The following is a 21745-nucleotide window of genomic DNA, read 5'->3' on the forward strand; positions in this document are numbered from 1 at the left end:
TGAACATGCAAACCCGTGAAGACATCTTCGAAATCCTGCGCACCGCAATGGTGGAACTGTTCGAACTGGAGCCTGAGCGAGTCACGCTTGAAGCCAACCTGTATCAGGACCTGGAAATCGACAGCATCGATGCCGTGGACCTGATCGATCACATCAAACGCAAGACCGGCAAAAAGATTGCGGCTGAAGAGTTCAAGTCGGTGAGGACCGTGAATGACGTGGTAGAGGCCGTCTACAAACTGGTCAACACCGCCGAATGAAGCGGCTGATTGGCCTGATTCTGGTGCTGGCCGGCGTGCTCTATCCATTCGCCGTCTACTGGGGGACCGAGCATTTCGCCCCTTGGCAGTTCGCGCTGCTGCTGGGCAGCCTGTGGCTGGCGCGCGCCCTGACCGGAGAGCGCAGGCAAGGCAGCCTGGCGATGGCGATTGTAGCGCTGATCTTTTGCGCGGTGCTCGGCGCCCTCGACAGTCACATGATGCTGCGCTGGTACCCGGTACTGGTCAGCACCTTCATGCTCGGCCTGTTCGGCTCAAGCCTGGTCTACGGCCCGCCGATCGTGGAAAAGATGGCGCGCCTGAACCGTCCCGATCTGCCTGAGGCGGGTATCCGCTATACACGTAAAGTCACGCAGATTTGGTGCCTGTTCTTTCTCGTCAACGGCCTCACGTCAGCCATCCTGACACTGTGGGCACCGTTGTCATGGTGGACGCTGTACACAGGCCTGATTTCCTACGGCCTGATGGGCGTGTTATTCGCTGTTGAATGGATCGTCCGCCCACCCTCAGCGGGCGGCAAATGAAATGGATCGCATGAACTGGTTGAACCTGGAACACCTGCTGCTCGATGCGCTGCCCGACCGGCTGCTGACGCTGGCCCCGACCCTCGACCACGCGCAGTTTCGTGATCAGGCGCTCGGCGTGGCTGCGGGGCTGAACGCGCGCGGCATCACACGCCTTGCAGTGCACCTCGAGGATGCCGCAGACCTGGCCATTGCGTTGTTCGCGGCCTGGCGCGCAGGTGTGCACGTGTTGCTGCCCGCCGACTTGCAGGGCCAGACCCGCGAGCGCTGGGCGAATCAGGTCGACCTGTGGCTGACTGACCTGCCAGGTGACACCCACCTGAGCGACCTGCATGCCGCGCCTCTCCCCGCGGCAGCGCTGGACCTCGACCAGTGCCGGCTGAGCCTGTGCACCTCCGGCTCCAGCGGCGAGCCCAAACTGATCGAAAAACACCTGCGGCAACTGGCCAACGAAGTCTGCGGGCTGGAACAGCTGTGGGGCGCGGAGCTCGGCGCGGCATGCATGATCGGCAGCGTGGCGACGCAACATATTTACGGGCTGCTGTTTCGTTTGCTCTGGCCGCTGTGCGCGGCACGCCCGTTCGTGCGCCGTCAGTTGCCGTTCGCCGAAGACCTGCAACGCGCCAGCCGTGAATACCCGTCATTCGCCTGGGTCGCCAGCCCTGCGCTGCTCAAGCGCATGGGCGACAATCTCGACTGGCCGGGTCTTGCCGCCGTGCGCCGGGTGTTCTCTTCCGGCGGCGCATTGCCGGCCGAAGCCGCACAGAGCCTGCAGCAACGCCTCGGTCAGTGGCCGACGGAAATTCTCGGCAGCTCGGAAACCGGCGGCATCGCCTGGCGTCAGGGCGGGCAACGCTGGCAGGCCTTCGACGGCGTAGAGCTGAGTCAGGATGCGCAAGGTGCGCTGCGCATCAGCTCGCCCTATCTGCCGCCCGGCCATGTCGAGCAGACCGCCGATGCGGCGCTGATCGGTGCAGACGGGCGCTTCGAACTGCTGGGCAGGCTCGACCGCATCGTCAAACTCGAAGAGAAGCGCGTGTCCTTGCCGCTGATCGAGCAGGCCCTCGCTGCTCACCCGTGGGTGAGTGAAGCGCGTCTTGGCGTGGTGCAGGCAAACCGTGCCTCGCTGGGCGCGCTGCTGGTGCTGAGCGACGCGGGCTTGCTGGTCCTGCGCAATCAGGGCCGTCGGGCGCTAACCGAAGCCTTGCGGCAGTACCTGCAACCGCACTGCGAAACCATCGCCCTGCCGCGTCGCTGGCGTCTGCTGCGGCAGATGCCGCTCAACGCCCAGGGCAAGCTGCCTCAGGCAGAGGTCGAGGCGCTGCTGCTGGCGCCACGCTCGAAACAGCCGGAAGTGCTTGAGCAACAGAACGTCGAAGGCGAGCTGCACCTGCAATTGAGCGTCCCGCCCGATCTGGCGTTTTTCAGCGGCCACTTTCCCAAGGCGCCGATTTTGCCGGGCGTGGTGCAAGTCGACTGGGCGATCAGCCTGGGCCAGCGACTGCTCGACCTGCCATGCGGATTTGCCGGCATGGAGGTGCTCAAATTTCAGCAACTGGTGCGTCCCGGTGATCACCTCACGCTGACACTGCGCTTCGATGCGGCACGCTCCAAGCTGCACTTCGCCTTTCGCAACGCCGACAACGCGCCCTGCTCCAGTGGCCGCATCCTCCTGGAGGGCGACCATGCATAAGCCTTGCGTGATCATTCCGGTGTTTGACCACGAGCTGGCCGTGCCCAACGTGGTCAAGGCCGTGCGCAACGCCGGGTTGCCGTGCATTCTGGTGGACGATGCCAGCAGTCCGGCCTGCGAAGCCGTGTTACAGCAGTTGGCGCAGGGTGAGGCTATCCACCTGCTGCGCCTGCCGGTCAATCAGGGCAAGGGCGGCGCGGTAATGGCCGGCTTTCGCGAGGCGATCCGGCTGGGCTTCAGCCATGCGTTGCAGGTCGATGCCGATGGCCAGCATGATCTGAGTGATATTCCGGTGTTTCTGGAGCAGTCGCGACAGCACCCGGATGCGCTGATCTGCGGTTATCCGCAGTTTGACGAGAGCGTGCCCAAAGGCCGTCTGTATGCACGCTACCTGACCCACGTCTGGGTGTGGATCAATACCTTGTCGTTGCACATTCGCGATTCCATGTGCGGCTTTCGCCTCTATCCACTGGCCCCGGTCCTGGCGCTGATCGACAGCGTGCAGATCGGCAGACGCATGGATTTCGACTCGGAAATGCTCGTGCGCCTGTCCTGGCGAGGCCAGCCGATGCGCTGGCTGCCGACCCGCGTTCATTACCCGCAGGACGGTCTGTCGCATTTCCGCCTGTTTCATGACAACGCCCTGATTTCGAAAATGCACGCCAAGCTGTTCTTCGGCATGCTGCTACGCCTGCCAATGCTCCTGTGGCGACGGTGGCGGCCATGAGCATCGACAAGTCGCCCAAGGAGCATTGGGCCAGTCATCAGGAGCGCGGCAGCTTCATGCTCATGAAACTCACCGCCTGGGGCATGCGGGTGCTCGGTCGGCGCCTGCTCAGCCCGGTGCTGTATGGCATCGTCCTGTATTTCTTTGTCTTCGGCCGACGTGCCCGGCACAGCATCTGGCAATACCAGCAGCACCTGGCGGACTGGAGCGGCAAACCCGAACTGCGGCCCAGCCAGCGCCGGGTGTTCGGGCAGTTCATGGCATTCGCCGATGCCTTGCTCGACAAGCTCGACGTGTGGAACGGCAGGCTGGGTATCGATCAGATCGAGATCGTCGACCAGGCCTTGCTGCGCCAGAACCTGCGTGGCCAACGCGGACAGATGCTGGTCGGTGCGCACCTGGGCAACCTTGAAGTGTGCCGAGCGCTGGCCGAACTCGGCGAAAAGGTCACCATGAACGTGCTGGTGCACACCAAACATGCCGAACGCTTCAATCGCCTGCTCGGTGAAGCCGGCGCGACACATCTGCGCCTGATTCAGGTCAGCGAGCTGGACCCGGCCATCATGCTGCAATTAAGCCAGCGTCTGGACGAAGGCGAGTGGCTGGCCATCGCCGGTGACCGCGTCGCGCTGCATGGCGGGCGCAATGTGCAGGTCGACTTTCTCGGTCAGCCGGCCAACTTCCCGCAAGGCCCCTGGCTGCTGGCCGGGCTGCTCAAGTGCCCGGTCAACCTGTTCTTTTGCCTCAAGGGTGCGAAAGGCTATCGGGTAATTCTCGAACCGTTCGCCGACGCCATCGAGTGGCGGCGCAGCGACCGTGCCCAGGTCATCGAGCAGTGGGCCACGTGTTATGCCGAGCGTCTTGGGCACTATTGCCTGGAAGCGCCGCAGCAGTGGTTCAATTTCTACCCATTCTGGAAGTCTGCCGATGAATCAGGCTCATGAGCTGATCGCGCTCGGCGGTCATGTGCTGCGTTGTAAAATCAGCGCGGATCGCCACAGGAGGTTACATGCGCAGTAAGGGTTTCCTGCACATCGACACTGAAATCGTCGTGCCGTTTTTCGACGTCGACATGATGAACATCGTCTGGCACGGGCACTACGTGAAGTACCTCGAAGTGGCGCGCTGCGCGCTGCTCGATCATATCGGCCATAACTACATGCAGATGCTCGAATCCGGTTATGGTTGGCCGGTGATCGATCTGCAATTGCGCTATGTGCGCAGCGCCGTGTTCGGTCAGACACTGAACGTGCGCGCCAGTCTGGTGGAGTGGGAGAACCGTCTGAAGATCAATTACCTGATCACCGATGCACACACCGGTGAGCGCCTGACCCGCGCCAGCACTGTGCAGGTCGCCGTCGACAGCCAGAGCCGGGAAATGCAACTGGCCTCGCCGCAGGTGTTCATCGATGCCGTCAAAACTGCCCTTGAGAGCACAATAGAGAGCGCCTCGCCATGAACCGCCCGCTTCGTACCTTGATTCTGCTGGGTCTGCTGTGCCTTTCTTCTCTGGCGCAGGCGTTCGATCTGCAACAACTGAGCGATCAGCTCGCCAAGCCTGCCGTGGTGCAGGGTCGTTTCGTTCAGGAAAAACACCTGCGCGCCCTGCCGCAACCGCTGCTCAGCAAGGGCCGCTTCGTGCTCGCCAGGGATTTCGGGCTGCTCTGGCTGCTGGAAACACCGCTCAAACAGGATTACCGCATCAATGCCGACGGTATTGCCCGTCGTGAAGCCGATGGCAATGTCAGCACTTGGAAGCCGGTGCCGAACAAGAACGCCGGCGCCGAGCAGAACCGTCTGTTCCTGGCGGTCTTGCAAGGCGACAGCAGCGGCCTGCAGCGGGATTTCGACTTGCAGCTCAAGGGCGAGGCGAATGCCTGGCACCTCACCCTGACGCCGCGTTCGATGCTGCTGCAACAAGTGTTCAAACAGATCAACATCGACGGTGGCGAACTGGTGCAGCGTATCGAGCTGCTGGAAACCCAGGGCGACAGCACGGTCCTGAAAATGATCGACAGCAGCAGTGCCCCGACCCTGACCGATGCGCAGCGTAATGACTTCAAAGACTGAGCGGCTGTTGCCGCGACTGTTCCTGCTGATTCTGGCGGGCGTACTGGCGCTCGCGGGCTGGCAGTGGCACGACCGCTCGCCGCTGTCGGCCAACCTGATGGAGCTGGTGCCGGGCACCGATAACGACGAACTGGTCGTGAGCGCCGAAAAGCGCATGCAGGAACCGCTCAACCGCGAAATGCTGGTGCTGGTGGGCCACAGCGATCGGCAGAAGGCCGTCGAACTGGCACGCAATCTGGCTGAACAATGGCAGTCGACCGGCCTGTTCGAGAAGGTCCAGTGGTCGCTGCAGGCCGATCTGCCCGCGTTGCGCACCCAGTTGCTGCAAGGGCGCATCGCCATGCTGCCGACAGCGGACCGCACACTGCTGATCGACGACCCGAAAACCTTCATCGAACAGCGCGTACAGACGCTGTTCGACCCGTTTGCCGGGTTCAGCCTGGTGCCTGGCCAGGATGACTGGCTGGGGCTGACCGGACGTATCCAGAACGGCCTGCCGAAGCAGGGCTCGGTCGAGGCGGACCTGGCCAGTGGCGCGCTGGTGGCCAGCGCCGAGGGTAAAAGCTGGGTACTGCTGCGTTCGCGAACCCGAACCGATGCCTTCGACATGCACCTGCCCGGCCAGGTCGCGGACCTGCTGGCGCAAGCGCGGGTGCAGGCCAGTCAGGCGGGTGGTCAATTGCTCGCGGCCAGCGGGCTGCTTTACGCTGCCGACGGGCAGAAGCAGGCCAGCCGGGAAATCACCTGGGTCGGCGGTGGCGCAACGGTCGGTATCCTGTTGTTGCTGTTACTCGCCTTCCGCCGCTGGAGCGTGCTGCTGGCATTCGTGCCGGTGGTGGTCGGCATGCTCTTCGGCGCGGTGGCCTGCGTTGCGATATTCGGCAGCATGCACGTCATGACGCTGGTGCTGGGCTCGAGCCTGATCGGGGTGGCGGTGGATTACCCGCTGCATTACCTGTCCAAGAGCTGGAGCCTCAAACCCTGGCGCAGTTGGCCCGCCTTGCGCCTGACCCTGCCGGGCCTGAGCCTGAGCCTGATCACCAGTTGCATCGGCTACCTGGCGCTGGCCTGGACGCCGTTTCCGGCACTCACGCAAATTGCGGTGTTCTCGGCGGCCGGCCTGATCGGCGCCTACCTGACGGCGGTGTGCCTGCTGCCCGCGCTGCTCGCAAAAGTCGAGATCAGCCCTGCCCAGTGGCCGCTGAAAATGGCGCAATTGATGCTCGATTGCCGCGCCGCCTTGCTGCTGCGCATCAGCACACCGATCCTGCTGGTGCTGCTGTTGGTCTTCTGTGGCGGCGGACTCTGGCACCTGACCACCAAGAACGATATCCGCCAATGGGTGGCAGCACCTCAGGCGTTGACCGATGAAGCCCAGGCCATCGCACGGATCACCGGTTATCAGCCCACCAGCCAGTTTTTTCTGGTGCGCGGCAAGGACCAACAGCAGTTGCTGGATCGGCAGTCCGAACTGACCCAACGGCTCGACCAACTGGTCAGCATGGACAAGCTGCAAGGCTACATGGCGCTCAACCAGTTGCTGGATTCGCCTGCCGAGCAACAACTGACCCGTGATGCACTGGGCAAATTGCCGCAACACTGGGAGCCACTGGTACAGCTTGGCGTTCCGGCCAACGCACTGAAAACCGAACTCGCGCAATTGCAGGCACTGCCAACGCAAGACATTGATCAGGCGCTTCAAGGCCCGCTCAGCGAACCGTGGCGCACGCTCTGGCTGGGCGCCAGCGAAGATGCCGAAGGCGACGCTCAGGTAGCCAGCATCGTCAGCCTGCGTGGCATGAACAGCATGGCGTTGCTGCGCGTGCAGGCCATCGGACTGGAGGGCGTGCAACTGGTCGACCGCCTGGGTGAGCTCAACGAGGTGTTTGCCCACACGCAGATCAGCGCAGCGGAATTGAAGCTGGCATCGTGCGTACTGATCGTCCTGCTGCTGATCGCTCCGTTTGGCTTCGGCGGTGCGTTGCGCATCGTCGCCCTGCCCCTGCTGGCGGCCCTGTGCAGCCTCGCCAGCCTGGGCTGGCTCGGTCAGCCGCTGACTCTGTTCAGCCTGTTCGGCCTGTTGCTGGTCACGGCGATCAGCGTCGATTACGCCATCCTGATGCGCGAGCAGATAGGCGGCGCGGCAGTCAGCCTGCTGGGCACGCTGCTGGCAGCGGTCACCACCTGGCTGTCGTTCGGCCTGCTGGCCGTTTCCAGCACCCCGGCGATCAGCAACTTCGGCCTGTCGGTCAGTCTGGGGCTGGCGTTCAGCTTCCTGCTGGCGCCCTGGGCCAGCCCGCGTAAAGCGCTTCATTCGCCAGCCAATGCTGAAGGGCCACACGCATGAGTCTTGCAGCGTTGTCGTCACTCCCAGCCACCGCTCAACCGAAAAGGAATACCTGTGCCCATCACTGATAGGGAAATTCGTCAGGTCGTCATCATCGGTGCCGGCCCGGCCGGTTCAATAGCGGCTGCCCTGCTCAAACGCCAGGGCCATGACGTGCTGATCGTCGAGCGCCAGCTGTTTCCGCGCTTCTCCATCGGTGAAAGCCTGCTGTGCCACTGCCTGGACTTCGTCGAAGAAGCCGGGATGCTGGAGGCCGTGCAGGCCGCCGGTTTCCAGCCCAAAAATGGCGCAGCCTTCGCGCGTGGCGAGCAATACAGCGATTTCGACTTCAGCGATACGTTCAGCAACGGCAAGCCGACGACCTTTCAGGTGCAGCGCAGCGAGTTCGACAAACTGCTCGCCGATCAGGCTGCGCTGCAAGGCGTGGACATCCGCTATCAGGAAGAGATCGTCAGCGCCGACTTCGATGGCCCGCAGCCGGTTTTGCGTGTGAGGCGTGAGGACGGCAGCGAATACAGCGTGCAGGCCAGCTTCGTACTCGACGCCAGCGGCTATGGCCGTGTGCTGCCGCGCTTGCTGGATCTGGAAGCGCCGTCGGGTTTTCCGGTGCGCCAGGCGGTGTTCACCCATATCGAAGACCGCATCGAAAGCCCGCCCTTCGACCGCCGCAAGATTCTCGTCAGCATCCATCCGCAGCACAGCGATGTGTGGTTCTGGTCGATCCCGTTCAGCGAAGGCCGCTGTTCGATAGGCGTGGTCGCCTCGGCTGAACGCTTCAAGGACAAGCCCGAGGATCTGGATGCCTGCCTGCGCGCCTTTATCGATGAAACACCGCAACTGGCCAGCGTGCTGAAAAACGCAGTCTGGGATACGCCAGCGAGAACCATCGGCGGCTACTCGGCCAACGTCAAGACCCTGCACGGCAAAGGCTTTGCGCTGCTGGGCAATGCGGCGGAATTCCTCGACCCGGTGTTTTCGTCAGGTGTGACCATCGCCATGCGTTCGGCGAGCATGGCGGCTGGCGTGCTGAGCCGCCAGTTGCAGGGCGAAAACGTGGATTGGGAAAGCGAGTTCGCGGTGCCATTGAAACGTGGCGTCGACACCTTTCGTGCCTATGTCGAGGGCTGGTATGACGGTACGTTCCAGAGCGTGATTTTCTACCCCGGCAGCGCTCCGGACATCCGCCGCATGATCAGCTCGATTCTGGCCGGTTATGCCTGGGACGAACGCAATCCGTTTGTCAGCGAGCCCAAGCGCCGCCTGCGCACACTTTCGGAAATCTGCGCGGACGGTGGTTCATGAGTCGACCGTTCCTGAGTGACAGTTATGTCGAGGAAACCCGCTTCGGCCTGTGGTTTCTGCGCAGCAACATCTGGCAGTACCGCGTGCTGCGCGTGGCGATAGACGACTTGCACAGCCTGTTCGCCAGCCCGCCGCCGGTTGCGCCGGTGTTGCTCGACGCCGGGTGCGGGCAAGGCCGCTCGTTCCAGCATCTGAACAAGGTTTTTCAGCCGTCCAGGCTCATCGGTGTCGACGCCGATCCGCACAGCCTCGAGATGAGTCGCGAAGAGGCGCGGGCCAGGGGCGTAGAGGTCGAGCTGATCGGCAGCGACTGCGCAGCTCTGCCAGTACCCGACGCCAGCGTCGATTTGCTGTTCTGCCACCAGACTTTCCATCATCTGGTGGAGCAGGAACAAGCGCTGGCCGAGTTTTACCGGGTACTCAAACCGGGCGGCTACCTGCTGTTCGCCGAGTCGACCGAGGCGTACATCGACACCTGGGTAATTCGCTGGCTGTTCCGCCACCCGATGCATGTTCAGAAAAGCGCGGCGCAGTATCTGCAGATGATCCGCGACCAGGGTTTCGAGTTCGATGCACCGAATGTTTCGTACCCTTACCTGTGGTGGAGCCGCGCCAGGGACTTCGGCCTGCTCGAAGTCTTGAAACTGCAAAAGCCCAGGCCGTTCGGGCAACGTGAGGAAACGCTGGTCAATGTCGTGGCCCGCAAACCCCTGGAAGTGGAAGCATCATGATTCGCATACTGTTTTTAGCCTTCCTGCTGCTCGGCGGCTGTGCGGCACAAGCCCCGCTGCCGACCAGCGCACCGACCATGCAATTGCCGATGCAGCTGCACATCGAGCGTCGCCAGGCCGATCAGCATCAGGACTGGTTACTGATCATCCAGCGCGAAAACGGCGGATTGCGCTGGTCGATGATGGACCCGCTGGGCATTCCCCAGGCGCGCCAGTTGCTGATCGACGGCAAATGGCAAGCCGACGGTTTGCTGCCGCCCAATCCCGAAGCCCGCGAGCTGTTCGCTGCGCTGATGTTCGCCATGACCCCGGACCTGGAAATGCATGGCCGCTACCCGACGGCTTACCGCCAGGGCATGCAGCGACGCCTGGACGATCGCTGGCTGGTCGAATATCAGTCGGCCAACGCATTCACTATTCGCCTCAAGGACAGGCTGAGCTACAAGGTCACACCACTGAACAACGAGAGCCTGCCATGACCGCCTATCTCAACGCGCTGGGCGTGATCTGCTCGCTGGGCGACAGCCGTGAAGAGGTGTCGCGCAGGCTGTTCGCAGGTGACAGCTCGGGTATGGTGTTCGAAAGCGGCTGGGTACCGGAACGTGCGTTGCCGGTCGGTGCGGTCAAATCCGCACTGCCGCCCATTCCGCCGGCCGTGCATTTGCATCGCAGCCGCAATAACCAGCTGCTGCTGGCCGCCGCCCTGCAGATTGAGGAGGACATCAGCCAGGCCATCACCCGCTTCGGCGCCGGGCGGATTGGCGTGATCATCGGCACAAGCACCTCGGGCATCGATGAAGCGAGCGAGAGCATGGCCGTCTGGCTGCGCGAGCGGACCTTCCCCGACGATTACGATTATCGGCAGCAGGAACTGGGCGCACCGGCAAATTTTCTCGCCGCCTGGCTGCAATTGAGCGGCCCGGCCTACGTCATCTCGACAGCCTGCACCTCCAGCTCGCGGGCATTGCTCAGTGCGCGGCGGGCGCTGGACATGGGCCTGTGCGATGCCGTGCTGTGCGGCGGCGTCGACAGCCTGTGCAGGCTGACCCTGCAGGGGTTCTCGGCACTCGAGGCCATGTCGCCGCAGCTCTGCAATCCGTTCTCCAGCAACCGCAACGGGATCAATATCGGCGAGGCGGCCGCACTGTTCCTGATGACTCGCGAAGCCGACAGCAGGCACTCGATTGCCCTGCTGGGTGCAGGTGCCAGCTGCGACGCTCACCACATCTCGGCCCCCGAACCCACCGGCCGTGGTGCGCGCGATGCCATGCTGCAAGCGTTGCGCAATGCGCGACTCGAGGCGGAGCAGATCGGTTATCTGAACCTGCATGGCACCGCCACGCCGCACAACGATGCAATGGAGAGCCTGGCCGTGCAGGGCGTATTTCCCAACGGCGTGCCCTGCTCGTCAACCAAACCGCTCAGCGGCCACACCCTGGGCGCAGCGGGCGCGCTGGAAGCGGCGTTTTGCTGGCTGAGCCTGGCACCGCAGAATGCCGAACGGGCCCTGCCCCCGCACCTGTGGGACGGCGAGACCGATCCACTGCTGCCCGCGCTGCAATGGACACACGCAGGCTCGCGCCTGACACCTGAAAACGCTCGTTACATGATGAGCAATTCGTTTGCCTTCGGTGGCAACAACATCAGCCTGATTATCGGAGATGCCCCATGACCGAGTGGCCGCTCGCCGAACTCATCCCCCATGCCGGCGACATGATCCTTATCGATCAGGTGCTGAGCTTTGACGAAGAACAGATTCGAACCTGCCTGACCGTACGCGCCGACGGCCTGTTCAATCAAGCGGACGGCAGCCTGCCCGCATGGCTGGGCATAGAGCTGATGGCGCAGAGCGTCGCGGCCTATGCCGGTTGCAAGGCGCGCAACAACGGCGAAGCGGTCAAGCTGGGTTTTTTGCTTGGCAGCCGCAAGTTCGATTGCAACGTGACACGCTTCCCACTGGGCAGTGAACTGCACATCCATGCCGTGCGCTCCCTGCAGGACGACAACGGCATGGGCATGTTCGAATGCACCCTCACCGGCCCGGGTATCGAGGCTTTTGCCCGACTCAATGTATATTGCCCGCCCAACACTGCTGACTACCTGGCTGAAGGAGCCCCGGCATGACTGAATCGATACTGGTCACCGGCTCCAGCCGTGGCATCGGCCGCGCCATCGCCCTGCGTCTGGCGCAGGCCGGATACGACCTGATCCTGCATTGCCGCACCGGCCGCAGCGAAGCCGAAGCCGTGCAGGCCGAAGTCGTTGCGTTGGGCCGTCAGGCACGCGTGCTGCAATTCGATGTCTCGGACCGTGCCGCCTGCAAGGCAATTCTGGAACAGGATGTGGAGACGCATGGCGCCTATTACGGCGTGGTACTCAACGCCGGGCTGACCCGCGACGGCGCGTTTCCGGCGCTGAGCGACGATGACTGGGATCAGGTGCTGCGCACCAACCTGGACGGTTTCTATAATGTCCTGCACCCGTTGACGATGCCGATGATTCGCCGTCGTGCAGCAGGGCGCATCGTCTGCATCACCTCGGTTTCCGGGCTGATCGGCAATCGCGGCCAGGTCAATTACAGCGCTTCCAAGGCAGGGCTGATCGGTGCCGCCAAGGCGCTGGCCATCGAACTGGGCAAACGCAAGATCACCGTCAACTGCGTCGCGCCGGGGCTGATCGATACGGCCATGCTCGACGAGAACGTGCCCGTTGACGAACTGATGAAAATGATTCCGGCACAACGCATGGGCACGCCCGAGGAAGTGGCGGGGGCCGTGAATTTTCTGATGTCGGCCGAAGCGAGCTACATCACTCGTCAGGTTCTGGCCGTCAATGGGGGACTGTGCTGATGAAGCGTGTGGTAGTGACCGGCATGTCCGGCATCACTTCGGTGGGCAGCGACTGGCCGACTATCGATGCCAGCTTCACGGCCAATCGCAGCGGCATTCGCCGGATGGACGAGTGGAACCGTTTTGCCGAGCTCAATACCCGCCTGGCTGGCCCTATCGACGATTTCGTCGTGCCGGGGCACTGGACGCGCAAGCAACTGCGCAGCATGGGCCGCGTGTCCCGTCTGGCCGTGGCGGCTGCGGAGCAGGCCCTGATCGACGCCGGGCTGCTGAATGACCCGATCATTCGCGATGGCCGCATGGGCACGGCCTGCGGCTCGTCCACCGGCAGCACCGACGAGATCAAGGCTTTCGGCAACATGTTGATCAACTCGGTGGCTGTGGGCCTGAACGCCAACTCCTACGTGCGCATGATGCCGCACACCACCGCTGCCAACATCAGCATTTTCTTCGGCCTGACCGGACGCCTGATTCCGACCTCCAGCGCCTGTACCAGTGGCAGTCAGGGCATCGGCTATGCCTACGAGGCGATCAAGTTCGGCCGTCTGCCGCTGATGCTGGCGGGCGGGGCTGAAGAGCTGTGCCCGACCGAGGCCATGGTGTTCGACGCGCTGTACGCCACCAGCCTCAAGAATGATGCGCCCCACAGCACGCCACGCCCCTACGACAGCGGACGCGACGGCCTGGTGATCGGCGAAGGCGGCGGCATGCTGGTGCTTGAAGAGCTTGAGCATGCCCAGGCACGTGGCGCGCATATCTACGCCGAGATCGTCGGCTTCGGCAGCAACGCCGACGGCGCGCACAGCACTCGCCCCGAGCAGGCCACCATGCGCCGCGCGATGGAGCTGGCCCTCGAAGACGCCAACCTGCCGCCCGACGCCATCGGTTACGTCAACGGCCACGGCACCGCCACCGAACAGGGCGACATCGCCGAGACCCTGGCCACCAGCAGCCTGTTCGGCCCGCGCATGCCGCTCAGCTCGCAGAAAAGCTTCCTCGGCCACACGCTGGGAGCGTGCGGCGCGCTGGAGTCATGGTTCAGCATCGAAATGCTCAACAGCGATCGCTATATCCATACGCTCAACCTGGTCGCCATCGACCCACAGTGCGGTGAACTGGACTACATCGTCGGCGAACCAAGGTACATGAGCAACGAATACGTGATGAACAACAACTTCGCATTTGGCGGCGTGAACACCTCGCTGATCTTCAGGCGTTGGCGCTAAGGGTGTTCTCTGAGACGCCTGCCGCTCCTCATGCTCCAGTCCACACACTTGTCGTCCCACTCTCCGGCGTGGGAATGCAGCTCTGGTCGCTCTGCGTCCAATCTTTAGGTATCAACATGCCTACAAGAGAGGGCTGCTGCCCGCAGGACGTTCGGGACGTTAAGACCGGCTGAGAAGCGGCCCGGCCATGCCTGATGCACCGCATACACCGGTCCTGCTGCCGGTTCCCGGCAGATCGCGAGCAAGCTCGCTCCCACGGCCTGCGGCCAGAATCTCAACTATCGTGCGGCGCTCCGCTTCGTATGCCGTTCTGGACGCTCAGCGGCCCGGCCCACCGCATGCACCGGTCTTGCTGCCGGTTCCCGGCAGATCGCGAGCAAGCTCGCTCCCACGGCCTGCGGCCAGAATCTCAACTATCGTGCGGCGCTCAGCTTCGTATGCCGTTCTGGACGCTCAGCGGCCCGGCACACCGCATGCACCGGTCTTGCTGCCGGTTCCCGGCAGATCGCGAGCAAGCTCGCTCCCACGGCCTGCGGCCAGAATCTCAACTATCGTGCGGCGCTCTGCGTCGCATGCCGTTCTGGACGCTCTGCGTCCTATCATCAGTACCCTTGAATCACCCCACATTGCGCGTTAACAGCTCGGTGAACGCCTTGGCCATGGGCGATTGTTCGTCCTTGCGTTGCACCAGCCACACCGCGCTGGTTGCGCCGGGGTCGAGGACGTTGCGGTAGACCACGCCGTCGATGCGCATTCGCCGGTAGGACGCAGGCAGTACGGTGACGCCCAATCCTGCTGCAACCAGGCCGATGATAGTCATCACTTCGCCCGCTTCCTGGGTGATCAGCGGGCTGAACCCCGCGGCGCGCGCCAGGCTCAGGACTTGCGCGTAGATGCCGCTGCCGTAGGTACGCGGGAAGAACACGAACGGCTCGGCGGCCAGCGCCGCCATGTAGATCCCTTCCTCGCTCCCTGCCGCCAGAGGATGGTCGGCACGCATGATCGCCACCAGCGGTTCACTGAGCAATTCGAACACCACCAGTGAATCGGGCAATGCCAGCGGGCGCATGATGCCGACCTGAATGGTTTTGTCCTCAAGACCTGCCGCCACTTCCTGACTGGTGATCTCGGTCAGGGTGAGATGGACGTCAGGGTAGGCCTGGCGGAAAGCAAAAATCGCCTGCGGAATGCTCGACGTAAACGGCGCAGATGAGGTAAAGCCGATTTTCAGCTCGCCGATCTCACCCAGTTGCGCACGCCGCGCCACGTCAGTGGCCTTGTCGACCTGCGCCAGCACCAGCCGTGCTTCGTCGAGAAACAGCCGCCCGGATTCGCTCAACTCGACGCGCCGGTTGGTGCGCTCGAACAAACGCGTGCCCAGTTCCTGCTCCAGCGTCTGAATCTGCTGGCTGAGCGGCGGTTGCGAAATACCCAGCGCCTGCGCGGCGCGGCCAAAATGCAGCTCTTCGGCAACCGCGATGAAGTAACGCAGATGACGCAATTCCATGCGGCCTCCATTAAGTCTTTTTACCTATCAAACAGGTCGAACAATATATTGGATGGAATGATTAGCGAGCTATATGATTTTTTCATCGCCTGCTCAATCATGCCCTGAGGTCCTTGTGAACCCTGCCGTCGCACCGCCCACCCCAGACCTGAACACCCCGTCCGTAAAGTCGTCGACACTGCCCGACGATACCTACATCGAAAAGAACACGCCGCTTTTCAAACGCACTGCGCTGGCGCTGTTCGCTGGCGGGTTTTCGACCTTTACCCTGCTGTACTGCGTTCAGCCGATGATGCCGACGCTGTCCAGCGAGTTCTCCCTGACGGCGGCACAAAGCAGCCTGATCCTGTCCGTCGCCACGGCAATGCTCGCCATCGGCCTGCTGATCACCGGGCCGATATCCGATCGGCTGGGGCGCAAGCCGGTGATGGTCATGGCGCTGTTCTGTGCGTCGCTGTTCACCATCGCCAGCGCCTTGATGCCTAGCTGGGAGGGCGTACTGATTACCCGCGCCCTGGTAGGCCTGTCACTGAGCGGCCTCGCGGCGGTGGCCATGACCTACCTGAGCGAGGAGATCCACCCCACCCATCTGGGTCTGGCGATGGGGCTGTATATCGGCGGCAGCGCCGTCGGTGGTATGAGCGGAAGGCTGATCGTCGGGGTGATGATCGACTATGTCAGCTGGCATGCGGCAATGCTGGTAGTTGGCGGGCTGGCGCTGATCGCCGCAGCGGTGTTCTGGAGGATCCTGCCGGCGTCACGCAACTTCCGCCCGCGCTCGCTGCACCCTCGCAGTCTGCTCGACGGGTTTGTGGTGCAGTTTCGCGATGCAGGCTTGCCGCTGCTGTTTCTGACCGGCTTTCTGCTGATGGGCGCATTCGTCACGCTGTTCAACTACATCGCCTACCGCTTTCTGAGCGCACCCTACAACCTGAGCCAGGCCGTGGTCGGGGTGTTTTCCGTGGTGTACCTGTCGGGCATCTACAGCTCGGCAAAGATCGGCTCGCTGGCTGACCGCCTTGGCCGCCGACAGGTGCTCTGGGCCGTGATCGTGATGATGCTGGCCGGCCTGCTGCTGACCCTGTTAACCCGGCTGCCGCTGGTGATCGTCGGCGTACTGATCTTCACTTTCGGCTTCTTCGGCGCACATTCGGTGGCCAGCAGCTGGGTCGGACGCAGGGCCACCACCGCCAGAGGCCAGGCCGCGTCCCTGTACCTGTTCTGTTACTACGCAGGCTCGAGCGTAGCCGGAACCGGCGGCGGCGTGTTCTGGCACTACGCGGGATGGAACGGCATCGGGCTGTTTATCGGCGTGTTGCTGCTGATCGCACTTGGGGTAGCGCTGCGGCTGGCAAGGTTGCAGCCGCTGGGGGCGAAGGTTTAGTCACCCGGCAGACGCAGGCGGATGGGGGGACGCAATGGCACTCCCATCAGCCACCTAACCCCTTCCAAGAAATTTATTTTCATATATTTGTTTATATTTCGTTTTCGTGTAATTTATTTTCATCACGAAAGCAGAGATAAAAACAATGAATACCTGTGATCGCCCTGAAACGCCCCTGCTCCACCTTATTGCGTCATCCCTGCCGAGTACCCCCGAGTCGCCTTCAGGCTGACGGCTTCAGCCGTCGGTATTGCGCTCTCGCCTACCCATTCTGCAAGGAACCGCCGCTATGTCGCCGTCTCCCGGTATTTCGCTGTTGGTCTACGCCGCTGTCGCCATCATCGCCTTGATCGTGCTGATCGCGCGTTACCGCCTCAATCCGTTTATCGTCATTACGCTTGTTTCGGTCGGTCTGGCCCTGGTCGCGGGAATGCCGGCCAGTGGCGTGGTCGCCTCCTATGAAGCGGGGGTTGGCAAGACGCTGGGGCATATCGCGCTGGTCGTGGCGCTGGGCACCATGCTTGGCAAGATGATGGCCGAGTCTGGCGGCGCCGAGCAGGTGGCGCGCACTCTGATCGACCGCTTTGGCGAACGTAACGCGCACTGGGCCATGGTCTGCATCGCGTTTCTGGTGGGCTTGCCACTGTTCTTCGAAGTCGGCTTCGTTCTGCTGGTGCCGATTGCCTTTACCGTGGCCCGGCGTGTCGGGGTGTCGATTCTGATGGTCGGCCTGCCGATGGTCGCCGGTCTCTCGGTGGTGCATGCGCTGGTGCCGCCACACCCTGCTGCGATGCTCGCGGTGCAGGCGTATCAGGCGTCGGTGGGGCAAACGCTCTTCTACGCCATCCTGATCGGCATCCCCACGGCGATCATCGCCGGTCCGGTGTATGCCAAATTCATTGTGCCGCGCATCCACTTGCCAGCTGAAAACCCGCTGGCCAAGCAGTTTCTCGACCGCGAACCACGCCAGAAGCTGCCCAGCTTCGGCCTGACCATGGCAACGATTCTGCTGCCGGTGGTGCTGATGCTGCTGGGTGGCTGGGCCAACCTGATCAGCACACCGGGCAGTGCGTTCAATGGCTTTTTGCTGTTCATCGGCAACTCGGTGATCGCCCTGCTGCTGGCCACCCTGTTGAGTTTCTGGACGCTGGGCATCGCTCAGGGTTTCAACCGCGACTCGATCCTGAAATTCACCAATGAGTGCCTGGCACCGACTGCCAGCATCACGTTGCTGGTCGGTGCCGGTGGCGGTTTGAACCGTATTCTGGTCGACAGCGGTGTCACCAACCAGATCGTTGGTCTGGCGCAGGACTTTCATCTGTCACCCCTGCTGATGGGCTGGTTGTTTGCGGCACTGATGCGCGTTGCAACGGGCTCGGCGACGGTAGCAATGACCACCGCATCGGGCATTGTTGCGCCTGTCGCGCTGGGGCTGGGTTACCCGCACCCCGAATTGCTGGTGCTGGCGACGGGCGCAGGCTCGGTGATCTTTTCCCACGTCAACGACGGTGGTTTCTGGCTTATCAAGGAGTATTTCAACATGACCGTCGCGCAAACGTTCAAGACCTGGACGGTCTTGGAGACGCTGATTTCTGTCGTCGCTTTTGCCCTGACGCTGGGCCTGGCGCAGGTGCTTTGAGTGGACATTCTGTACCAGATACGTGCCCGTCAGGATTCCCTCAGCGCGGGAGAGGGACGAATCGCCAGGCTGTTGCTCAGCGATATCGCCTTCGCGGCGAGTGCCAGTCTGGATGAGCTGGCCAGCCGCGCCGAGGTCAGCAGTGCGACGCTGTCACGCTTCGCACGCAGCATCGGTTGTCGGGATCTGCGCGATTTGCGCCTGCAACTGGCCCAGGCCAGCGGCGTCGGCAGCCGCTTCCTTCATCCTGAACCGGCGCCGGAGCAGTCGGCGTTTTTCACCCGGATCGTCGACGACATCGAAGCGACCCTGCGCCAGCACCTGGCGGGCTTCGATGCAACACGCTTTGCCGCCGCCATCGCCTGTGTCGCCGACGCACGCATGATTCACACATTCGGCATGGGCGGTTGCTCCAGCCTGTGCAGCGAGGAACTGCAAACCCGGCTGGTGCGCCTGGGTTACCCGGTGGCCGCCTGCCGCGACCCGGTGATGATGCGCATGGTCGCCGCTACGCTTGGCCCGCAACACAGCCTGATTGTCTGCTCGCTCAGCGGGCGTACGCCGGAACTGCTCGACGCCGTGACCCTGGCCCGCAGCTACGGTGCCCGCGTGTTGGCCATTACGCTGCCTGACTCACCGTTGGCACAACTGGCCGAGGTCGTGCTGCCGCTGCAAATTGCTGAAACCAATTTCATCTATAAACCTACCGCAGCGCGTTACGGCATGCTGCTGACCATCGATGTGCTGGCCACTGAACTGGCGCTGGCGAGCCCTGAAGACAATCAGGAGCGGCTGCGCCGGATCAAGCTTGCGCTGGATGAATACCGTGGCGGTGAAGATGGCCTGCCGCTGGGAGACTGAACCATGCTTTATGACCTGATCATTCGCAACGCACTGGTCATCGACGGCAGTGACACGCCGGGGGTACGCGCCGATGTGGCGATCAGCGAAGGGCGCATCCAGCGCATCGGCAGTCTGACCGGTTCCAGTGCCCGGGAAGAAATCGATGCGGCCGGTCGCGTGCTGGCCCCCGGATTCATCGATGTGCATACCCACGACGATACGGTGGTCATCCGCAAACCCGAGATGCTGCCGAAAATCAGCCAGGGCGTGACGACCGTCATCGTCGGCAACTGCGGGATCAGCGCGTCGCCGGTCTCGCTGAGCGGCAATCCGCCCGACCCGATGAACCTGCTGGGCGACGCCGCGGCGTTCGTCTATCCACGTTTCACCGACTACCGCGCGGCGGTTGAAAACGCCCGGCCCGCCGTTAACGTGGCGGCCCTGATCGGCCATACCGCCTTGCGCAGCAACCACATGGATGACTTGTTGCGCAGCGCCAGCCCGGAAGAAATCGCCGCGATGCGCGAGCAGTTGCGCGACAGCCTGGAAGCGGGCGCGCTGGGGTTGTCGACCGGCCTTGCCTACGCTTCGGCGTTCTCGGCCGAAACCAGCGAGGTCAAACAACTGGCTGAGGAACTCAGCGCGTTCGGCGCGATTTACACCACCCACCTGCGCAGCGAATTCGAGCCGGTGCTTGAGGCCATGGCAGAAGCATTCGATATAGGTCGCCATGCGCGCTCACCGGTCATCATCTCGCACATGAAATGCGCCGGTGCCGGCAACTGGGGACGCAGCCCGCAACTGCTGGCGGCCCTGGAAGAGGCCGCGCAGGACCATCCGGTAGGCTGCGACTGCTATCCCTATGCGGCCAGTTCTTCAACGCTGGACCTTAAACAGGTGACTGACGCATTTCGCATTACCATCACCTGGTCTACGCCACACCCGGATCAGGGCGGCAGGGATCTGCAGGACATTGCCGCCGACTGGGGGCTGTCATTGCTGGACGCCGCACGCAAGTTACAGCCTGCGGGTGCGGTGTACTACGGCATGGATGAGGGCGACGTCGAACGCATCATGTCTCACCCGCTGGCGATGATCGGCTCCGATGGACTTCCGGAAGACCCGTTTCCTCATCCGCGCCTGTGGGGCGCGTTCCCGAGGGTGCTTGGGCATTTCAGCCGGGACAAGGGGCTGTTTGCGTTGCACACCGCCGTACACAAAATGACCGGGCTGTCAGCCGCGCGCTTCGCCTTGCACGAACGCGGCCTTATTCGCGAGGGTTACTGGGCGGATCTGGTGTTGTTCAACCCGCAAACCGTGCGCGACGTGGCGGATTTCAAAGACCCTCAGCGAGCGGCGCAGGGCATCGACGGTGTCTGGGTCAACGGTCGCCTGAGCTACGCAGAAGGCAAGGCGCAAGGCGAGCGCCAAGGTAGATTCCTGCCACGCAGCGGTTCGCTGCGGCAGGGCTTTGCGGATGCAAAAGCGCCGACGTAGTCGTCGGCGCTTAAATCAATCGATGCGTCTTGAGGCATCGACGCCTCGTTGGCTCGGCAATTACTGGTGATACTGCGCCGACAACTCGTGCACTGCATTGATGAACGCGCCGGCATTCGCCGGGTCGACTTCAGGGGTGATGCCGTGGCCGAGGTTGAAGACGTGCCCGGTGCCGCTGCCGTAGCTGGCAAGGATGCGTGCGACTTCCTGGCGGATGGCTTCCGGGCGGGCGTACAGCACGGTCGGGTCCATGTTGCCTTGCAGCGAAACCTTGCTGCCGACACGCTGACGCGCTTCGCCGATGTCACAGGTCCAGTCCAGCCCGAGGGTGTCCGCACCGATGTCGGCAATGCTTTCCAGCCACAGACCGCCACCTTTGGTGAACACGATCACTGGCACCTTGCGCCCGTCGTTTTCGCGAATCAGGCCGTTGACGATCTTGCGCATGTAGGCCAGCGAGAACTCCTGATACGCCGCCGAAGACAGGCTGCCGCCCCAGCTGTCGAAGATCTGCACGGCTTGCGCACCGGCGAGAATCTGGCCATTGAGGTAGGAGGTCACTGACTGCGCCAGCTTGTCGAGCAGCAGGTGCATCGCTTGCGGGTTGTCGTAGAGCATGGCCTTGGATTTGCGGAAGTCTTTTGACGAACCGCCCTCGACCATGTAGGTCGCCAGCGTCCACGGGCTGCCGGCGAAACCGATCAGCGGTACGCGACCGTTGAGTTCGCGGCGAATGGTGCTGACCGCATCCATCACGTAGCCCAGGTCCTGCTGCGCATCGGGGATCGGCAACGCTTCGATGTCAGCCAGCGTGCTGACGGTTTTCCTGAAGCGCGGGCCTTCGCCGGTTTCGAAGTACAGCCCCTGACCCATCGCATCGGGAATGGTCAGGATGTCGGAGAACAGAATCGCCGCGTCCAGCGGGTAGCGATCCAGCGGCTGCAAAGTGACTTCACAGGCGAACTGCGGGTTCTTGCACAGGCTCATGAAGTCCCCGGCACTGGCGCGGCTGGCGCGGTATTCCGGCAGGTAGCGACCTGCCTGACGCATCATCCATACCGGCGTGACGTCTACGGGTTGCTTGAGCAAAGCGCGAAGGAAACGGTCGTTCTTCAGGGCAGTCATGTC

General features: G+C 62.8%; 21 protein-coding genes. 19 read left to right on the forward strand and 2 right to left on the reverse strand.

Annotated elements, in window-relative coordinates; all coding sequences use genetic code 11:
* The first annotated feature begins 5 nt into the window (after positions 1–5).
* The 15 genes from LCH65_RS21525 to LCH65_RS21595 all read left to right on the forward strand — a co-directional run bounded on the left by LCH65_RS21525 (position 6) and on the right by LCH65_RS21595 (position 13747).
* Positions 6–260 (forward strand): acyl carrier protein, encoded by a 255-nt coding sequence (locus LCH65_RS21525; protein WP_003432110.1) that lies wholly within the window; start codon positions 6–8, stop codon positions 258–260.
* Complete coding sequence (locus LCH65_RS21530; protein ID WP_003432112.1) at positions 257–802, forward strand: hypothetical protein; 546 nt, start codon at positions 257–259, stop codon at positions 800–802. The genes LCH65_RS21525 and LCH65_RS21530 overlap by 4 nt, the downstream gene beginning before the upstream one ends.
* 10 nt (positions 803–812) lie before the next feature.
* On the forward strand, positions 813–2495 hold the full coding sequence (locus LCH65_RS21535) for an acyl-CoA synthetase family protein (protein WP_003432114.1): 1683 nt from the start codon (positions 813–815) through the stop codon (positions 2493–2495).
* Positions 2488–3222 carry a glycosyltransferase family 2 protein gene (locus LCH65_RS21540; protein ID WP_003366060.1) on the forward strand — a complete coding sequence of 245 codons (735 nt, stop codon included), beginning with the start codon at positions 2488–2490 and terminating at the stop codon, positions 3220–3222. The genes LCH65_RS21535 and LCH65_RS21540 overlap by 8 nt, the downstream gene beginning before the upstream one ends.
* The gene (locus LCH65_RS21545) at positions 3219–4166 is read left to right on the forward strand and encodes a hypothetical protein (protein WP_003432116.1); all 948 of its coding nucleotides are present in this window, start codon (positions 3219–3221) and stop codon (positions 4164–4166) included. The genes LCH65_RS21540 and LCH65_RS21545 overlap by 4 nt, the downstream gene beginning before the upstream one ends.
* Positions 4167–4231: 65 nt before the next feature.
* Positions 4232–4681: an acyl-CoA thioesterase gene (locus LCH65_RS21550; RefSeq protein ID WP_003366054.1), complete on the forward strand. Its 450-nt coding sequence runs from the start codon at positions 4232–4234 to the stop codon at positions 4679–4681.
* A complete protein-coding gene (locus LCH65_RS21555) occupies positions 4678–5292 on the forward strand; it encodes an outer membrane lipoprotein carrier protein LolA (protein WP_003432120.1) in 615 nt (204 codons plus the stop codon). Before LCH65_RS21550 ends, LCH65_RS21555 begins: the two co-directional genes overlap by 4 nt.
* Positions 5276–7639, forward strand: a complete 2364-nt coding sequence (locus LCH65_RS21560; RefSeq protein WP_003432122.1) for a hypothetical protein — start codon at positions 5276–5278, stop codon at positions 7637–7639. Before LCH65_RS21555 ends, LCH65_RS21560 begins: the two co-directional genes overlap by 17 nt.
* A gap of 54 nt (positions 7640–7693) precedes the next feature.
* Entirely contained in the window at positions 7694–8941 is a 1248-nt protein-coding gene (locus LCH65_RS21565; RefSeq protein WP_003432124.1) for an NAD(P)/FAD-dependent oxidoreductase, read from the forward strand.
* Positions 8938–9672, forward strand: coding sequence for a class I SAM-dependent methyltransferase (locus tag LCH65_RS21570; protein ID WP_058397756.1), 735 nt, complete (start codon positions 8938–8940; stop codon positions 9670–9672). Before LCH65_RS21565 ends, LCH65_RS21570 begins: the two co-directional genes overlap by 4 nt.
* The gene (locus LCH65_RS21575; protein ID WP_058397757.1) at positions 9669–10151 is read left to right on the forward strand and encodes a hypothetical protein; all 483 of its coding nucleotides are present in this window, start codon (positions 9669–9671) and stop codon (positions 10149–10151) included. The genes LCH65_RS21570 and LCH65_RS21575 overlap by 4 nt, the downstream gene beginning before the upstream one ends.
* On the forward strand, positions 10148–11344 hold the full coding sequence (locus tag LCH65_RS21580) for a beta-ketoacyl-[acyl-carrier-protein] synthase family protein (protein ID WP_058416547.1): 1197 nt from the start codon (positions 10148–10150) through the stop codon (positions 11342–11344). Before LCH65_RS21575 ends, LCH65_RS21580 begins: the two co-directional genes overlap by 4 nt.
* On the forward strand, positions 11341–11796 hold the full coding sequence (locus LCH65_RS21585) for a hotdog family protein (RefSeq protein WP_003366036.1): 456 nt from the start codon (positions 11341–11343) through the stop codon (positions 11794–11796). The genes LCH65_RS21580 and LCH65_RS21585 overlap by 4 nt, the downstream gene beginning before the upstream one ends.
* Positions 11793–12521 (forward strand): 3-oxoacyl-ACP reductase FabG, encoded by a 729-nt coding sequence (gene fabG / locus LCH65_RS21590; RefSeq protein ID WP_003366033.1) that lies wholly within the window; start codon positions 11793–11795, stop codon positions 12519–12521. Before LCH65_RS21585 ends, fabG begins: the two co-directional genes overlap by 4 nt.
* A complete protein-coding gene (locus LCH65_RS21595) occupies positions 12521–13747 on the forward strand; it encodes a beta-ketoacyl-ACP synthase (protein WP_103736034.1) in 1227 nt (408 codons plus the stop codon). The genes fabG and LCH65_RS21595 overlap by 1 nt, the downstream gene beginning before the upstream one ends.
* Before the next feature lie 616 nt (positions 13748–14363).
* Here the strand turns inward: LCH65_RS21595 and LCH65_RS21600 are convergent.
* On the reverse strand, positions 14364–15254 hold the full coding sequence (locus tag LCH65_RS21600) for a LysR family transcriptional regulator (protein WP_058397760.1): 891 nt from the start codon (positions 15252–15254) through the stop codon (positions 14364–14366).
* Between the two features lie 115 nt (positions 15255–15369).
* Between LCH65_RS21600 and LCH65_RS21605 the strand changes: the two genes are divergently transcribed.
* The 4 genes from LCH65_RS21605 to LCH65_RS21620 all read left to right on the forward strand — a co-directional run bounded on the left by LCH65_RS21605 (position 15370) and on the right by LCH65_RS21620 (position 20617).
* On the forward strand, positions 15370–16638 hold the full coding sequence (locus LCH65_RS21605) for an MFS transporter (RefSeq protein WP_226439783.1): 1269 nt from the start codon (positions 15370–15372) through the stop codon (positions 16636–16638).
* 289 nt (positions 16639–16927) lie between these two features.
* Positions 16928–18277 carry a GntP family permease gene (locus tag LCH65_RS21610; protein WP_058416545.1) on the forward strand — a complete coding sequence of 450 codons (1350 nt, stop codon included), beginning with the start codon at positions 16928–16930 and terminating at the stop codon, positions 18275–18277.
* Positions 18278–19138: a MurR/RpiR family transcriptional regulator gene (locus tag LCH65_RS21615; RefSeq protein WP_003432135.1), complete on the forward strand. Its 861-nt coding sequence runs from the start codon at positions 18278–18280 to the stop codon at positions 19136–19138.
* 3 nt (positions 19139–19141) lie between these two features.
* A complete protein-coding gene (locus LCH65_RS21620; RefSeq protein ID WP_003432136.1) occupies positions 19142–20617 on the forward strand; it encodes a D-aminoacylase in 1476 nt (491 codons plus the stop codon).
* Between the two features lie 60 nt (positions 20618–20677).
* On the opposite strand, the gene hemE is transcribed toward LCH65_RS21620, so the two are convergent.
* A complete protein-coding gene (hemE, locus tag LCH65_RS21625; RefSeq protein WP_003366016.1) occupies positions 20678–21742 on the reverse strand; it encodes a uroporphyrinogen decarboxylase in 1065 nt (354 codons plus the stop codon).
* Between the last annotated feature and the right edge of the window lie 3 nt (positions 21743–21745).

Origin of the sequence: Pseudomonas sp. MWU16-30316 (assembly GCF_020515645.1) — a bacterium.
GTDB lineage: Bacteria > Pseudomonadota > Gammaproteobacteria > Pseudomonadales > Pseudomonadaceae > Aquipseudomonas > Aquipseudomonas cerasi.

Bases quoted from the DNA above. Each gene is read 5' to 3' on its own strand.
- LCH65_RS21610 (WP_058416545.1), top strand. From the start codon at position 16,928: ATGTCGCCGTCTCCCGGTATTTCGCTGTTGGTCTACGCCGCTGTCGCC.
- LCH65_RS21540 (WP_003366060.1), top strand. From the start codon at position 2,488: ATGCATAAGCCTTGCGTGATCATTCCGGTGTTTGACCACGAGCTGGCC.
- LCH65_RS21550 (WP_003366054.1), top strand. From the start codon at position 4,232: ATGCGCAGTAAGGGTTTCCTGCACATCGACACTGAAATCGTCGTGCCG.
- LCH65_RS21545 (WP_003432116.1), top strand. From the start codon at position 3,219: ATGAGCATCGACAAGTCGCCCAAGGAGCATTGGGCCAGTCATCAGGAG.
- LCH65_RS21600 (WP_058397760.1), bottom strand. From the start codon at position 15,254: ATGGAATTGCGTCATCTGCGTTACTTCATCGCGGTTGCCGAAGAGCTG.
- LCH65_RS21620 (WP_003432136.1), top strand. From the start codon at position 19,142: ATGCTTTATGACCTGATCATTCGCAACGCACTGGTCATCGACGGCAGT.
- LCH65_RS21525 (WP_003432110.1), top strand. From the start codon at position 6: ATGCAAACCCGTGAAGACATCTTCGAAATCCTGCGCACCGCAATGGTG.
- LCH65_RS21570 (WP_058397756.1), top strand. From the start codon at position 8,938: ATGAGTCGACCGTTCCTGAGTGACAGTTATGTCGAGGAAACCCGCTTC.
- LCH65_RS21530 (WP_003432112.1), top strand. From the start codon at position 257: ATGAAGCGGCTGATTGGCCTGATTCTGGTGCTGGCCGGCGTGCTCTAT.
- fabG (WP_003366033.1), top strand. From the start codon at position 11,793: ATGACTGAATCGATACTGGTCACCGGCTCCAGCCGTGGCATCGGCCGC.
- LCH65_RS21580 (WP_058416547.1), top strand. From the start codon at position 10,148: ATGACCGCCTATCTCAACGCGCTGGGCGTGATCTGCTCGCTGGGCGAC.
- LCH65_RS21585 (WP_003366036.1), top strand. From the start codon at position 11,341: ATGACCGAGTGGCCGCTCGCCGAACTCATCCCCCATGCCGGCGACATG.
- LCH65_RS21535 (WP_003432114.1), top strand. From the start codon at position 813: ATGAACTGGTTGAACCTGGAACACCTGCTGCTCGATGCGCTGCCCGAC.
- hemE (WP_003366016.1), bottom strand. From the start codon at position 21,742: ATGACTGCCCTGAAGAACGACCGTTTCCTTCGCGCTTTGCTCAAGCAA.
- LCH65_RS21560 (WP_003432122.1), top strand. From the start codon at position 5,276: ATGACTTCAAAGACTGAGCGGCTGTTGCCGCGACTGTTCCTGCTGATT.
- LCH65_RS21555 (WP_003432120.1), top strand. From the start codon at position 4,678: ATGAACCGCCCGCTTCGTACCTTGATTCTGCTGGGTCTGCTGTGCCTT.
- LCH65_RS21595 (WP_103736034.1), top strand. From the start codon at position 12,521: ATGAAGCGTGTGGTAGTGACCGGCATGTCCGGCATCACTTCGGTGGGC.
- LCH65_RS21575 (WP_058397757.1), top strand. From the start codon at position 9,669: ATGATTCGCATACTGTTTTTAGCCTTCCTGCTGCTCGGCGGCTGTGCG.